Origin of the sequence: Robertmurraya siralis (genome assembly GCF_005502275.1) — a bacterium.
GTDB lineage: Bacteria > Bacillota > Bacilli > Bacillales > Cytobacillaceae > Robertmurraya > Robertmurraya siralis.
Map to the genome: position 1 here is coordinate 40,394 of NZ_SWLZ01000015.1, position 15,355 is coordinate 55,748.

A 15,355-nucleotide genomic window follows, 5' to 3' on the forward strand; every position below is an offset into this window, starting at 1 on the left:
GTTTTCACATCGTTTCATCCAAGGTTATCCTTGTCCGAACCATTTTCCGAAGATTTCTTATGAGAAATCAAGGGTATCCAAAAATGCTTAGTTTTTTTGGACACCCTCTTATTCATAGCGACAACTTTATTACTTTTTTATAATAAAACAAAGATAGGAAGCCGAAGATCGAGTAAAGTACGGTATAGATAGCCATGACGATGATGATTGGTGTCCACAATTCTGAACCGAACAGGAACCACCCCGATTGTACAGCAAAATAGCTGTGCGACAGACCAATAATGAGGGGAATTCCAAAATTGAATAACTGCTTAAACTTTATGCCTTTTATTAAATCCTGCTCACTGAAGCCTAGTTTTCGTAAAATCGTATAGTTTGGTTTTTCTTCTTCACTCTCACCCATTTGTTTAAAATAAAGGATACAGCCGGATGTAATGAGGAAGGTCAAGCCTAGGAAGGAAACAATAAACATGACAAGCCCCATATTTCCTTTTTCTGCATTACTAGTCTGCATTTGCGATGCATGTAATGAATTTTCGTCAAATTCTAATTCTTCAAAAATTTGATTTGCTTTCTCCAAATGCTCTTCCTTTTTTATATCAAAGCCAACGAACAAGGAGGAGCTTTTTTGAATGGCTGGATCCAAGTCAGTGGATAATCGCTTAAAGATGCTGTCATCAACGATTGCGACAGGCACGCCACCACCGGTAAATTGCCAGGAAACTAGAAAATCTTTCTCAAGTCCTTTATATTTTAGAGGAATCTTTTCAGTCTTTCCCGTCAACACTACCTCTCCAGAGTCTGCAAACTCCATAAACTTTTGCAGAAGGTCATCATAGCCTGAAAAAATAGTTTCATCAGCCGAAACATTAAAGCCCACTGCTTCTTTCTCACTTATCACAGGAAGCACAAATTTGCCAATGTCTGCGTACAATCCTTCTGTATCACTTTCAATGATATCATTGAGATCAGATTCAACTTGTATAATATTAAAGGTTTTAGTAGTATATGGGATTTGTTTACTATCCAGCGCTTCTTTAAAAAGTTTAGCATCTTCTTCATTTGTAATTGAAAAATCACTAACCACATAGTTTTTGGCTTTTGATTCAGCAGAATAATATGAGATATAGGACAATGACAATAAAGCGATAGCCAACGCGGACACTGTCGTAATAATCGTTAACATCAGCGAATTTGATTTCATTCGAAACATTAGAGAAGAAAGAGATAGTACTTCATTAATGTTTAAATAGCCTTTTTTACCTTTTCGAATAAGATGAAAAATAAAGCTAACTGAGCCTTTGAAAAATAAATAGGTTCCTAATATAACGGAAGCAAGAATAAAAGTCATCGCTAGTACCAATTCCATCGATGTAGTAAATTCTCCACTAAACAGTTTCGAGGAAACGTAGTAGCCAGTAATAATAAGGATTATTCCCATAATTCCTATCAAAATTTGCCAAAAGGACATTCGTGTTAATTTGCCCTCTGTTGATGAATTTACTCTAAACAATGATAAAATCGTTTGTCGTTTAATAAATAAGTAATTCATAAGCATAATTAACAAATAGATGATCGTAAAAATGACGACTGTTTGCAAAAGAGCCTCGCTTGAAAAGCGCAATGACGTTTCCGTCTCAATACCTGTAATTTTAAAAAGAATCATGAGAATTAATTTTGAACCGGCAAATCCGACAAAAATTCCTAATCCTAAAGAGATAAAATAGAGAACAAAGTTTTCTGTATTTAATATGCGAAAAATTTTCCCTTTCGTCATTCCGATTAGCTGGAATAAACCAATCTCTTTGCTGCGTCTTTTTATGAAAATATTATTTGCATAAAGAAGAAAAATGGATACTATAGCAACCAATAAAATCGAGGCAGACCGAATTGCCGCCGCACCTTTAACCGTGCCCTTTGTTTCATCTAAAGATGGGTCATATTGAAGGGTTACAAAGGCGAAATATAAAGCAGCACTAAAGATTAATGCAAAGACATAAAGATAGTAATTCTTTAAGTTCTTTTTTAAATTGCGTAAAATAAGTTCATTAATCTTCATACTGTACACCGCCCAAGACGCCTTGTGTCTTCATAATATCTTTTAAGAAAGAATTTCTGCTTTGTTCGCCTCTATATGCTTGAGAAAAGATGCGGCCATCTTTTATGAAGATGACACGATGACTAAAGCTTGCTGCAATTGGATCGTGAGTGACCATGGCGATTGTTGTTTTTCGATTTCTGTTTAAATCGCTCAGTTTACTAAGAAGATCAGAAGCTGATTTTGAGTCCAATGCTCCCGTGGGCTCATCGGCAAAAATGATGCTTGGCTCATGGATAAATGCTCGCGCTGCTGAGGTACGTTGCTTTTGCCCACCTGAAATTTCATTTGGGTACTTGTCTTTAATTTCATAAATCCCGAGTTCTTTTGCAAGGGTGGTGAACATTTGCTCTGCTGCTTGTTTAGATATCTTGGCTACTGATAGGGGTAAAAGAATATTTTCCTTCACCGTGAGCGTGTCCAACAAATTGTATTCTTGAAAAATAAATCCAAGATGCTTTTTTCTAAACTCTGCAAGTTCTTTTTCCTTCAACCTAGTTATTTCCTTACCCTCAATTTTAATAGAACCTTCGCTTGACTTATCGATGGATGACAACACATTTAGTAAGGTGGTTTTACCAGATCCTGAAGCACCCATGATGCTGACAAATTCACCCTTTTCAATATGAATATCTAAACCCTTCAAGACTTCTTGTTTATTAAATTTATTTCCATAACTTTTATATATTTTTGTGGCTTCTAATATGGTCATACCAAGCACTCCTTTTTTCTTTATAGGCCTATTATAAAAGGGGGGAACTAGAAAATTCCCGCGATTGAGCAAACAAAATGGAAAAGCATGTGACATTTTTGTCACATGCAAGAAAGATTTCGTTCACACTAATCATGAAATACGTGAGTCGCCAAGCTGAGTAATGTATTCTTTTTTGGAAAAGTCAAAGTGAAGCTTGTACCATGTCCTAACTTTGATTCAACCTCGATCGTTATGAAAAGAGATTGTGCCGCTTTTTTTGCCAAAAATAACCCCATCCCAGTTGCTGAATGATCCTGATGATGGGAAGTTGAAGTAAAACCTCGATCAAAAATGCGAGGCAGGTCTTTAGGAGCAATCCCGCGTCCAAAATCTGTTATTTTTAGAACAACAGAGTCGTTTATACTGAAGCTACTTAAGTGAATATCGGAAGATTTACTATACTTGACTGCATTTGTAAGCAGCTGTCTTATAATAAATGAAAGCCATTTCGCATCACTTAAAACATGTGTTTTCTCAAGGCTTATCTCGAAACCGACTCCTTTTTGCATACACCATGATTGCAGCCCTTTTATTTCTTGAATTACGATATTTTTTAAATCTGTTTCTTCTATGTACAGGTCATTTTCCATAAATGGCAGTCGCCTTTGATGCAGCTGTTGGTCGAGAAGATGTTCGATTCTAAGCCATTCATAGCTCATTCTTTCTTTTAATTTTTCATCTTCGATTCGCTCGATCATTAAGCGAAGGGCAGTTAACGGGGTTTTTACTTCATGTATCCAAGATAATAGTTCATCTTTCTCCTGTTCAAGCTCCCATTTGTTGGCTGTTGCGAATTGTTTGAAATATTCGATTTGACTGGAGATTTTTTCTTCGACCATTCTCTCAAAGGGACTTTCGGCATAAGTTAATTTCGAGAGATCAAAATCCTTTTCCCATTGTTCAAGGACTAAGAAAAACCTTGTTTCTTTATGGTAGCGGATAGTGAGAAAAACAATAAACGCTATTGTCGCTAGGAAAACACTATATAGTATCGGTAGCAAGGGGATTGTTGATTCTAGAAAAGTAATAAGGATAATGAGCAGTTGGCTAAAAAGGAAAAAAAGAATCCAGCTGAGACGTTCTTGAATATACTTTATTATCATGCTAATTCCTCTTCAATTGCCATATAACCTTGCCCAACCTTCGTCTCAATAAACGGTTCAAGACCGATTTCCCCCAGCTTCTTACGCAAGCGATTAACATTTACCGTCAAGGTATTGTCACTTACAAAACGCTCGTCTTCCCACAGGCTTCTAATCAGTTCTTCCCTTGTAACAATCTTGTTTTTCTTCTCAATTAATTGTTTCAATATGAAAATCTCGTTCTTGGTTAGTTCAATCGTTCCATTCTCGTTCGTCACCATGTTTCTTTCATAATCAATAGTAGCTCCGCACCATGTTTTTAACTGAACTGGTTCTGTGCTGTAATTATAGACACGTCGAAGAATCGCTTGTATCTTTGCGATGAGAACATCGAAATGAAAAGGCTTTTGAATAAAATCATCGGCCCCAAGCTGCATTGCCATTACCATATCCATTGGATGATCTCTAGAAGATAGAAAAACGATCGGAATATTTGAATGGGAACGGATCATTCGACACCAATGAAAACCATCAAATTTTGGCAATTGAATATCAATGATAACTAAATCAGGCTTGAAGGTGGAAAATTCCTGCAAGACGTTGCCGAAGTCTTTTATTCCTGAAACATGATAGGACCAACCCGTTAATCTTTCTTTTATCTCGTGATATAGAGAGATATCGTCTTCAATAAGTAAAATTTTAAACATTGTTCATCACCTGAATTTTAAGTATAGTCTCATTCTAAACGAATAGTTGGAAGACAACAATGTAGAGAAGAATAGAAAAAACAATTATGAAAAATGGTAGTGCTTCACTTGTGATAAAAAAGGAGTTTAAAGCATGTATAGAGAATATTTTTAAGTCCAGTATTTTTCGTTACCCTCCGCTCCTTAAATTGATACTGCAGTCTATGTGAACTGTGATGTAAAAAATGAGTATGAGTAGTTGTTGTCAAAACCCATGCAAAATGAAATCAAACAAAGAAAAAGATGAAGTAGGTGTAAAACATGAACGCTCCACAACAAATTCTATCTGTTTGGCGAAAATTTGATCGCTTTCCTATGGAAACATTGACGAAAGCTTGGTACAGTACTTTAGGAACAGAAAAAAAACAGCGTGATATAGCCCTTATGAAAGAGCATCGTCAACAATATGGCATTACAGGAAATTGTTTTGATTTAGCAATATGGCTGCTTGATCAATTTCACAAAGAGGGGATAACCGCTTATCCTATCGGTTCAAAAATGAAGACGAAGAGGGCGCATGCTGCGGTAGTTGCAGAAGATGAGAACGGATATCGCTACTTATGTGATCTGGGCGATCAATGGCTAAATCCAATACTGCTTGATTTAAATAGTGAAGATTATACGAACGAGTTGCTTACTGGATTTTTTCCAGCGGCATCTGTTCAAGTACTTCCCAGAAATGACGAGGTGGAAATTTTCTATTATCGACCGAACGGAAAGGTCTCGAAGCAATCTTATCAGCTTGAAGCGATTGAGATGAACGAGTTTTTAATTGCCGCTGAGCTTTCGCAACGAAATATTTCTCATAAGCCGCTGCTTGAATGTCGTGTTCCATATAAAGAAGAAGTAGCACATTGGGAATTTTACGATTGGAAGAGTTATTTTAGCTCAAATGAAGGGTTAAAGGAAGAGGAAGCATTACAGTCGAACTCAGAATGGGCAAAAAAAATCGCTGACATGACTGGATACAATTTGGAGCTGGTTGAAATCTCTTTAGCTGTGTTTAGTTCATTCCTTAAGAAAAATCGCTTGGAATAGCCCAAGCGATTTAATCTTTCTCCATTTGGTACTTTAATAGGGCAAGCTTATTGCTCCAAAATTGTTCATAAAACGATAGCCAATCCTTCACTTCTACAAGGGGGTCAGGATGTAATTGATAGATTTTCTCTCGTCCGACTTTTGTTCCTTGAACAAGTTGTGCCTCAGAAAGAATATGGAGATGTTTGACAACGGCCGTCCGACTAATTGGGAAATGTGCTGTAATTTCAGAAATAGGCAAATTTTTAACAGCAAGTAGTCGAAGCATCTCTCTTCGAGTAGGATCAGCAATAGCTTGAAAGACGTCATGCTTTGCTGCTCCCACCTATCCTTCAACTACCTTTTGAAGTTTTTGAACAATTCCTGCCCAGCCGCCGTTCATTCTGTCGCGGATAATTGTAGCGTCTTCACCTGCTTTTGGTACAATATGATCTGGTGCCTTCCAGCCGCCATGAATAACGGTGAATTCTGTACGATCTCCTAGATCTTTCAATTGAAAAGAAACGATCCAGCCGTCAGTGTCCCAAGCAAACGAAATAAGATGCGGTTCTTCGATTTGCAACACCTTGCATGGAGATGGGCCGAAAGGGGACTGAATATGAAATTCATGTCCAACTATTGCTTCAAAATCATTCGGCATGAACCATTCACTTATTCCAACAGAGGTAGAAACATGATTCCATACTTTTTGAATAGGGGCATTGATGACCACCGTTTGCTCTATATCTTTAATATCTTCCATTTTCACTCTTCCTTCCAAAGTTTTTAATATAACACCAAAAGGTTATATATGAAAAAATATACGACACCATTTGGTGTTATGTCAATCTTATTATTTTAATAAATAGAAAAATTAGTCAGATGCCTTCTAGGGATATGATAAAATAAGTTAAGACGTAATGGAGGAGATATTTATGATTGAAATTAGAAGAATGAAAGAGATTGAAAAAGTTTCCGCTTTTATTAGTAAAATGAATCTTCAACCGACTCAGCATGTCGGTTATTGTGGCATAGATAGTGAGGAAATCAAGCATGCACTTTCGACTGATTTTTCCGATCTTGCATTTGCGGATTCTGTCATCGGTGCATTTCAGAATCGGCAATTGGTTGGGGTACTTGGTTTAGATATTGATAAGGAATCAAAAGAAGCGGAAGTGTGGGGTCCTTTTATTGCCCATTTAGAGTGGCATAAAGTGGCGGAACAAATGTGGAAAAAACTTATTGAAGAGCTCCCTTTTTCGTTGGAGACGGTTTATGGATTTTACAATGTGCACAATGTAAATGGAAATCAGTTTATGGAAAGTCTCGGGGCAGTAAAAAGTGGTGAGCATTCGATTTTGCAAATTTCAGCAAATCATTTACCGTTAAAAACAGCTTCTCCAGTAACGATTCGTGAAATGGAGAAAAAAGATTTTCAACATATCCGTTACCTGCATAAGGAGTCCTTTCCAAATGCTTACTTTAGTGCTGATGAGATGATTAAAATGCATGGGGAAACACAAAAAATATTAGTGGCAGAGCTGGAGCAGCATTTTTGTGGCTACATTTTTTGTGAAGCAGATCCGAAATTTGCTGAAGGGGATATTCATTTTATTTCTGTTTCTCCCGCTTTTAGAAATCGGGGAATTGGAAGAGAGCTAATCATCGCTGGCCTGGACTTTCTTTTTTCATTTCAAGAGATTGAGGTGATTACTTTAACAGTCGAGTCAGACAATAATGCTGCGTTAAGTGTTTACCGTCATGCGGGGTTTGTAGAGCAACATCGATTGTATGCGTACAATGGTAAATTATTATAAAGATTGTTTTATTGAGCAATTACAGCAAGAAAGAGAGAGACTACTCAAAAGAAAGAAAAGAATCATGCAGGTGCCATTTTTAATCATGCATTTTACAAGCTGTTATTGGCTTCCATGCTGGCGGTTATTTATCTAGGATCTACCATTTTATTTTTGCTCTTTGTTTTCATTTTGGGTAGAGCCTGTGCGCCCACATAATAAAGAAAAAGGGGGTTGATGTGAATGAATTTTGCTGAGGTAGCATTTCAACTTTCTGGATTTTTATTCATAGCAACGATATGCGTCATTATGTTCATCGGCGCACGCATTATTAGAAAAAAGGTGCCATTATTTAGAAAGAACCGCGTTTTGAGTAAATTAATTGATAAAAGTGAGGGGGCTCAGCGGGGTGTTTAGTGATATTTTTTATAGAGGGAAAATGGTATTTGAAAATCAGTTAATAAGGCATTATCATACTGCTGAAATGCTATTATTATATGATGGAAACTTCATACAGTTTAAGAGAGTGCCGACGTTGGCAGAATTAGTAGAATCGGTGCAATATTTAAGAGATTTTCACCAACAAAACGGGCAAGAGCATGTTAAGCTTTTATTTCCAGAGAACGAAAAGATACCCGACGAGCTTTGGCAGTATTTAAAAAATACTGGTTTTAATATTGGTTCTCAAGAATTTTATTATATTTTACCGAGTGATTTTGCTAAAGTGGATAAAAATCAAACGATTACTGTTGACAAAGTAACAGATCAAAACTTGTGTCAGTTTCTCAAACTCGCATATGAAATTGACTCAGAGATTAGTCTGGATTTTGCGAGACAAAAAAGAGATATACATGTGCAAAACTTCGGCTCTCAAAAATTTATGCAGTTGATGGCCTACTATGATGGCAATCCAGCTGGTATGGTCGACGCTATTATTGGGCATGAAACGGTTGAAATAGACGGCCTTGTTATCTTACCTTCCTATCGCCGTAGAGGAGTAGCAAGCCAACTTCAACAATTTATCATGGAGGAGTTTGCCGACAAACGAATTATTTTAGTAGCAGACGGAGAGGATAGCGTTAAGGAAATGTACAAAAACCAAAATTATCGATACGGTGGATTTAAGTTTGAGGCGTTAAAAGTTTATTAGTTATCCATGTAAATTTGCCGAAGATAAGATATAATATAAGGCAGTTGAAAGAAGGTGTTATCGAGATGGAAGGAATGGAAAAGCACTACTCAGAGCAAAAGTTTTGGAGCAAATTAAAGCGATTTGCGTTAAAGGCAGGGCATTCGGTCGTGTATACAGCACTGTTGCTCTATTACACACTTCAGAAGCCTGAGCTGCCTAAAAAAGCGCGCATAACCATTTTAGCAGCGCTTGGATACTTCATTCTTCCGATTGATTTAATCCCAGACTTTATGGCAGGTGTAGGCTTTACCGATGACTTAGGTGCGCTTGGTGTTGCTTTATTTCAAGTTGCTGTTCATATTGATGATGAAGTAAAAGGGAAAGCTAAAGAAAAGCTCGTTCACTGGTTTGGTACAAATGTTGATACTTCAGAAGTTGATAAAAAAATATAAATCGGCAGCACATGTGTACAGTATTTGAGTGAAAAGTACAGTTCACATTATGTGTTGCTTTCTTTATTTAATTTTGAATATATCAAGAAAGATAGCCTTTTATTTTTAACTAGCTAGGCAAAATTTAAGTTATTGTATAAGTTTCTGAAAATTGCTATCATTTTATTTGTATAAAATTCAACCTGAGATTGATTGAGGAGGAAGAGCATGCTTTCTGAGTTTGGAATTGAACAAATAACCATCCCTTTACCTTTCCGACTAAATCATGTCAATTGTTTTATCGCCGATGGCAGTAATGGAAAAACGGTTTTGGACACAGGGTTACATTCGGAGGTAACAAAAAATATATGGGCTCCGATCGTTGCCAAAAATGACATTAAAAATATTGTTATTACCCATTACCATCCCGATCATTTTGGTTATGCTGGCAGTTTGCAAAAGTTAACAGGTGCAGATGTGTGGATGACAAAAACAGATGCTGAAGTTGGTTTAACTTATTGGGAAAGCTCATCATTAAAGAGGAAGCGTCAAGACTATTTTACATGCGGTCTTCCACGAGAATTAATGGATCAGCTCATGACCGATGAAGAAAGTTTCACTGCGCGGGTTGAGCCATATCCTGTTGTCCAGCATGAAGTTGTCGAAGGAATGAAAATCATGTTTGGGAAGCTAGAGTTTGAAGTCATGTTCACACCTGGACATTCTGATGGATTATTTGTTTTATATAATAAGGAGAATAGTATTCTTTTCTCAACCGATCATATTCTTCCGAAAGTATCACCAAATATTTCTTACAGATTTAGAGGGAATCCCAATCCATTGCAATCATTCATTACCTCTTTGGAGAAGATTAAAAAATTAAATGCACAATATGTGTTCCCGTCGCACTTTAAGCCTTTTAAAAATGCTAATAGCCGCATTGATGAGTTGATTGATCATCATGAAGAACGGCTGGAGTTTACATATCATATCGTTAAGCAGCCAGCAACAGTATATGAAGTGACCATCTCATTATTTCAACATTTAAATCTTCATCAAATGAGATTTGCTATAGGTGAGGCTCTGGCCCATTTAGAATATTTGGTTGCTAATAATCAATGTCGGAAATATCTTTCTGATGACGGTACATGGCATTATGAGGCAGTTTAATTACGGTGTCAAAAAGTCAATTTTTATGATCTTTGGACTCACAGGAAGTCAAATTACAAATTATGCGTAAAAAAGATAGTAGGTGTTCATACGGTGCAATTAACAATTAGAGCGTCAGGACGGGATGTTCAGGTGCTTTCGTACTTATTGGCAAAAAATCCAAACCATCTTTATGAAAGACAAGTAAATAACCATTTCGTACGGATGTTTTTTAGTAAGTTTTCAAAAGAGGAAGTGGAAGTGACCTTTTTTGTCACACCGGATCCAATCGAACTTTCAAGGAATAATTCTGAAAGATACGAGATAACTTCATATATTAATGATCGTGAATTTGTTGTTAGTAGCATCTTTTGTACATTTTTAAGATCTGCTCTTGCAACTGCATTGAATGGAAAGCCACATGAAGAATATGAGCATTGGGTAAATCATCGATTTAATCTACAATTTAGCTTTGGTCCACTTTCTTCTCAATTATCTGATAATGATATTATCGATTTATTTGCTCCAATGGGGTATAAAACGACCATTTCTGCTGGAGAAATCGACTATCATATGAATTTCAAAACTAAAAGCTCTGCCAGATATATTACGGTTGAAGGTTTAACAACGCTGCAAATGGGGCTCCGGCAGTTATTTGTGTTGATTCCTGTTTTAGATAATTATAAGCATTATTACATTGATGATAAAGAAATAGAAAAGTTAGAAAGATATGGAGAAGGTTGGCTTGATGTACATCCGCAAAGAGAGTTTATATTACGCCAAGCATTACGATTTAAAGATCTGTACAGCTTAGTGGAAAAGCAAACTGAGAAAGGTTCAAATAATCAAGACAATAATGATGAAATAAGAACTATGAGATTAAATGATCTGAGATACGAGAAAATTATTGATAGTATTCGACAAATTCCCTTTAAAGATAGTATTGTAGACTTTGGTTCTGGTGAAGGGAAATTATCTGTTCAACTAGGATTTATAGAAGGGGTTAAAGAAATTTTAGCAGTGGAACCGTCAGAATCTGCTTCCATAAAAGCTTTAAAACGTTATGAGAAAATGGCACGGAAAGAAAATTTTTTAATGCCAGAACAAATCATAGGTTCTCTTTTTTATTTTGATGAAAGATTAAAAAATAAAGATATTGTAATCCTTTGTGAGGTAATCGAACATATCGACAAGCACCGACTCCCGAAAATCATGAAAACCATTTTAAATGATTACAAGCCTAAGGTAGTCATGATTACGACGCCAAATCAAGAATATAATAAAGTGTATAAAATGAATGAAGAGTATCGACACCCGGATCATCGCTTTGAGTGGACGAGAGACGAATTTCGTGAATGGTGTGAAATCCAAAATGGAAAAAATGATTACGAATTAACTTTTGATGGGATAGGTGAGGAGCACGAACTTTACGGCACCCCTACACAAATGTGTTTGTTTATGAGAAAGGAGCAGTAAACATGGAAATTGTGCTACCTTATGCAGGAATTATCCTACTTATTGGCCCTTCAAATAGCGGGAAATCTACTTTTTTAAAACATTTAATAAACAGAGGTAAGATTCTTCCATCTGAGATAGCAAGTTCTGATAATTTTAGAATATTAGTAGGTGATGTTCAATTTATTGATTGGAAACAACGGTCTCATGATGAAGCCAATAGTCTTTATGATCAATATCAACAAGTTTCTGCAGAAGCTTTTACGCTAATGGATGAGTTAATTGAAACTAGATGTAGATTAAACAAACTAACTATTGTCGATGCAACCCATCTTAATCCTGAAGACCGCAAAAGATATATTGCGATCGCTGAGAAAAATCATGTGCCGATTATGGCTCTAGTCATGGATGTCGATCTGAATATTTTGCTTGAAAGAGATAATAGCCGTGAACATCCAAGAGGTAGCAGGAGAATAAAACAGCAATATCAAATATTTAAAAGCGGGAGACGTTTCATAAAGAAAGAAGGATATTTCGCTCATTATTTTATCTCCAATACGGATGAAGTAGAAGTAACTAGGAGAAGGGGTAATCCGCTTTATTTAGCAGCCGACAATGGAATAGATATAATCGGGGATATACATGGCTGTTATGATGAGCTAATTCTTCTACTGGAAAAGCTAGGTTATGTAAAAAATCCGGAAGGTTTTTACATTCACCCAACAGGAAGAAAGTTTCTGTCACTTGGAGACATTATGAGCAAAGGACCCAAATCTTTGCAAACTTTGGAGTTTTTCTTACGTCATTCAAAAGAAAAACTTGCTTATATGATAGATAGCAATCACGGGTGGAAAATTGCCCGTTGGTTAGATGGGAGAAACGTAACGTTAACTCACGGGGATGAAAATGTAGAGAAAGAGCTGAAGAAGTATGCAGAAGTAATGGGTAAAGATAAAGCTGATGACTTCAAAGTGGAATTAAAGCATTTCCTTCTTAAAGCCCCATCCCATTATGTTTTAACGAAGAACAGTATCCCAACAGTTGTGTGTACCCATGCTGGGATTAAAGATGAATTTATTGGCAAACAGTCTTATAAAATTAGTGATTTTTGCCGTTATGGAGATGTGGACGGATTAGACGAAAATGGCAGACCAAAACGGAAGGATTGGACAATTCATCATCATAATAGCACGTTGATCGTTTGGGGACATGATCCTAAGCTAAAACCGTTAATGATCAACAATACGATTAATATTGATCAAGGAGTCGTTTTTGGAGGTCAGTTAACAGCTTTTCGTTATCCAGAAAAGGAAGTTATTTCTGTTCAAGCAAAAGAAGTATATTCCCATGAAAAAAATAATCCTTTAATAGAAGAAAAGAAAAAAAGACTAGATCCTCCGAATATAGGGAATTTTCTAAATGGGTATACCGTTTTAACCGAAGCTTTAGGTCAAATACAAATACCTAAGGAGCATATTGTTCCATCAATTGACACCGTATCGCATTTTACTATCCCGATTGAAGAGATGGTCTATATTCCACCTACGATGAGTCCTGCGCCAACTCCTTCCACATTAGAGGACTACCTAGAACATCCGAGAGAAGTAATAGACTACTATCGAAGCATGGGAATTGAACGTATGGTCGCTGAGAAGAAACATATGGGCAGCAGGGGGATTTTATTTTTATTCAAGGATAAGGAAACAGCTCTTCAATATATTGGTCGCAAAACGTTAGGAATTATATATACGCGGACAGGCAGGAGATTTTTTAATGAAGAGATGGAGTTAAAAGTAGTATCGAAACTAAATAATAGTTTAGTCAAAAGTGATTATTTTGCAAAAAATAATACCGATTTTCTTCTTTTAGATGCTGAAATTATGCCGTGGAATTTAAAAGCGAAAGAACTGATTGTTAGTCAGTATGCCCATGTCTCGGAACAGGCAATATTAGATCGAAGTCTATTAAAGGAGAGGCTTGAAAATGCAGTAGAGAATAATAAAGAACTAAAGTCATGGCTCAAAGAATATGAAGAGAAACTATCAAATGCCCATGTCTTCAAGGAAGTTTTCCAGAAATACTGCTGGGAAATTAACGAGATTCATCAAATTCAAATTGCTCCTTTCCATTTACTAGCCCATAGTCATGAAACATTCTTTAATAAACCGCATACTTGGCATATGGAAAAGAACAAGCAACTTACATTAGTAGATAATCTTTTTGTTGAAACGGAATATATGATTATAGACGATCCAAAGAGTGAAGAAGCGGTAATCAAATGGTGGGAATTGATCACCGATGATGGACATGAAGGAATCGTTATTAAACCAGAAACATTTATGTCTAAATCGAAGGGAAGGCTTGTGCAGCCTGCTATAAAAGTAAGGGGGAGGAAGTATCTTAATATTATTTATGGAATGGATTATTTACGGGCAGAGAATTTAAAAAGGCTAAAGAAACGAAATACAGGAAAGAAGCAAAAGCTTGCTTTAAAAGAATTCGCCTTAGGGTTAGAAGGAGTCGAAAGATTCGTCAAAGGAGAATCGATTTCAAGAGTGCATGAATGTGTCCTCGGTGTTCTAGCGATGGAATCGGATCCTGTTGATCCAAGATTGTAACAGAGTGATGGAATAACTAAGTGAGCGTTGAAAAATATGGAGCAGAGCAAAAAGAGCAGGAGTATTTCTGCTCTTTTTGTACAATCTCGGTCTTTTCATTTTAATAATATTGTTTTACATAAGAGGCTTCTAAAGTTTTAAGAGAGTTTGTATTTTTAATTTGGAAAGGAGAGTAAAAAAATCTTGTTGAGGAGAATTTTGACATGAGTAAGTTAGAAAGTATTTTATCATTTCTTATGTTTCTTCGATTTTCTCCGTCTTTTTTTCCTCAACAGTAATGATCTTTCTCTTTCCATTTCTTCCCCCTAAAGTTTGTTTAAACATTTGATGCCCAAGAACGGCTACTCCAGCTGCAATGATGCCATTCAGAATTGCGTCTGCGGAAAAGCCAAAAGCAAATGTTCCAATCGTAATTGATAAACCTAAGAGAATCCAGATAATTGTCCAATTTGCAATCTTTGGAGTTTGCTTTAAGGCGTAACCAATTACCCACAGTGCAGGGACAAGAATATAATAGTTTTTGTTTAAGAAATCTAGTAAATCCATAAATAAACCTCCTTTTTTCTGAGTCTATTTTTAATCTTTTTCGTTTATGGTACGGTGGTAGATTTATTTTAATTAGAAGTCTAGTTTAAAGAAATCGACCCAGCTAATAGATGGTACGTACAATATTATATGCCGGACTTATCTTAATGCTTGTTCATTTGCAATAGAGAAGTAGTGTGACAAACGTTATTTAATTATAATATTCAGAATATATTGATGTATTGTATGCGCTTTCATCACGCTCATTTTAATTCTTGTCATTTGGAGCATAGAAAGAAGCAATCACATTTTTCGGAAAAATGCCCCACCTTAAAATTGAAGAATATGTAAGTAAAATAGAGACTGGATAGCGATAGTGTTTATCTTTTTTATGAAAGTAGCATGAATTTTTTTGAGCAATACATGATGTAACAACAATGGTCGTCAACAAACGAATCCCAAGTGAAGAAGATGGTGAATTTATAACAAGAAAAAAGAAAATGAGTATACATATCGTTTAAAAATTGAAAAGTTATTTCCAAAAAAAGAAAA

The 15,355-nt window shown here is 36.1% G+C and carries 15 protein-coding genes; 8 read left to right on the plus strand and 7 right to left on the minus strand.

Annotated elements, in window-relative coordinates:
• Nucleotides 1–112 precede the first annotated feature (112 nt).
• From FCJ93_RS16165 to FCJ93_RS16180, 4 genes are all read right to left on the minus strand, one after another.
• Nucleotides 113–2,059: an FtsX-like permease family protein gene (locus tag FCJ93_RS16165; RefSeq protein ID WP_095308527.1), complete on the minus strand. Its 1,947-nt coding sequence runs from the start codon at nt 2,057–2,059 to the stop codon at nt 113–115.
• Entirely contained in the window at nt 2,049–2,810 is a 762-nt protein-coding gene (locus FCJ93_RS16170) for an ABC transporter ATP-binding protein (RefSeq protein ID WP_095308535.1), read from the minus strand. Before FCJ93_RS16170 ends, FCJ93_RS16165 begins: the two co-directional genes overlap by 11 nt.
• 128 nt (nt 2,811–2,938) lie before the next feature.
• Nucleotides 2,939–3,955 (minus strand): sensor histidine kinase, encoded by a 1,017-nt coding sequence (locus tag FCJ93_RS16175; RefSeq protein WP_137744177.1) that lies wholly within the window; start codon nt 3,953–3,955, stop codon nt 2,939–2,941.
• A complete protein-coding gene (locus tag FCJ93_RS16180) occupies nt 3,952–4,641 on the minus strand; it encodes a response regulator transcription factor (protein ID WP_095308551.1) in 690 nt (229 codons plus the stop codon). The genes FCJ93_RS16175 and FCJ93_RS16180 overlap by 4 nt, the downstream gene beginning before the upstream one ends.
• Before the next feature lie 300 nt (nt 4,642–4,941).
• Here FCJ93_RS16180 and FCJ93_RS16185 point away from each other — a divergent pair, with 300 nt between their 5' ends.
• On the plus strand, nt 4,942–5,718 hold the full coding sequence (locus FCJ93_RS16185; protein ID WP_095308560.1) for a hypothetical protein: 777 nt from the start codon (nt 4,942–4,944) through the stop codon (nt 5,716–5,718).
• Nucleotides 5,719–5,728: 10 nt separating this feature from the next.
• Here the strand turns inward: FCJ93_RS16185 and FCJ93_RS16190 are convergent, their stop codons facing one another.
• Together FCJ93_RS16190 and FCJ93_RS16195 are read right to left on the minus strand one after the other, a co-directional pair.
• A complete protein-coding gene (locus FCJ93_RS16190) occupies nt 5,729–6,043 on the minus strand; it encodes an ArsR/SmtB family transcription factor (protein ID WP_095308568.1) in 315 nt (104 codons plus the stop codon).
• Nucleotides 6,044–6,460: an SRPBCC family protein gene (locus FCJ93_RS16195; protein ID WP_095308576.1), complete on the minus strand. Its 417-nt coding sequence runs from the start codon at nt 6,458–6,460 to the stop codon at nt 6,044–6,046.
• A gap of 172 nt (nt 6,461–6,632) precedes the next feature.
• Here FCJ93_RS16195 and FCJ93_RS16200 point away from each other — a divergent pair, with 172 nt between their 5' ends.
• The 7 genes from FCJ93_RS16200 to FCJ93_RS16225 all read left to right on the plus strand — a co-directional run bounded on the left by FCJ93_RS16200 (nt 6,633) and on the right by FCJ93_RS16225 (nt 14,278).
• Nucleotides 6,633–7,514 carry a GNAT family N-acetyltransferase gene (locus tag FCJ93_RS16200; protein ID WP_170211335.1) on the plus strand — a complete coding sequence of 294 codons (882 nt, stop codon included), beginning with the start codon at nt 6,633–6,635 and terminating at the stop codon, nt 7,512–7,514.
• 222 nt (nt 7,515–7,736) lie between these two features.
• A complete protein-coding gene (locus FCJ93_RS25045; RefSeq protein ID WP_170211336.1) occupies nt 7,737–7,910 on the plus strand; it encodes a hypothetical protein in 174 nt (57 codons plus the stop codon).
• Nucleotides 7,903–8,643, plus strand: a complete 741-nt coding sequence (locus FCJ93_RS16205; protein ID WP_235879517.1) for a GNAT family N-acetyltransferase — start codon at nt 7,903–7,905, stop codon at nt 8,641–8,643. Before FCJ93_RS25045 ends, FCJ93_RS16205 begins: the two co-directional genes overlap by 8 nt.
• Before the next feature lie 65 nt (nt 8,644–8,708).
• Nucleotides 8,709–9,077, plus strand: coding sequence for a YkvA family protein (locus FCJ93_RS16210; protein WP_095308593.1), 369 nt, complete (start codon nt 8,709–8,711; stop codon nt 9,075–9,077).
• A 207-nt stretch (nt 9,078–9,284) separates the two neighbouring features.
• The gene (locus tag FCJ93_RS16215; RefSeq protein WP_095308601.1) at nt 9,285–10,226 is read left to right on the plus strand and encodes an MBL fold metallo-hydrolase; all 942 of its coding nucleotides are present in this window, start codon (nt 9,285–9,287) and stop codon (nt 10,224–10,226) included.
• Between the two features lie 93 nt (nt 10,227–10,319).
• Nucleotides 10,320–11,681 carry a 3' terminal RNA ribose 2'-O-methyltransferase Hen1 gene (locus FCJ93_RS16220; RefSeq protein ID WP_095308603.1) on the plus strand — a complete coding sequence of 454 codons (1,362 nt, stop codon included), beginning with the start codon at nt 10,320–10,322 and terminating at the stop codon, nt 11,679–11,681.
• A gap of 2 nt (nt 11,682–11,683) precedes the next feature.
• The gene (locus tag FCJ93_RS16225; protein ID WP_137744178.1) at nt 11,684–14,278 is read left to right on the plus strand and encodes a polynucleotide kinase-phosphatase; all 2,595 of its coding nucleotides are present in this window, start codon (nt 11,684–11,686) and stop codon (nt 14,276–14,278) included.
• A gap of 234 nt (nt 14,279–14,512) precedes the next feature.
• Here FCJ93_RS16225 and FCJ93_RS16230 read toward each other — a convergent pair whose 3' ends face one another.
• Complete coding sequence (locus tag FCJ93_RS16230; RefSeq protein WP_095308607.1) at nt 14,513–14,824, minus strand: phage holin family protein; 312 nt, start codon at nt 14,822–14,824, stop codon at nt 14,513–14,515.
• Between the last annotated feature and the right edge of the window lie 531 nt (nt 14,825–15,355).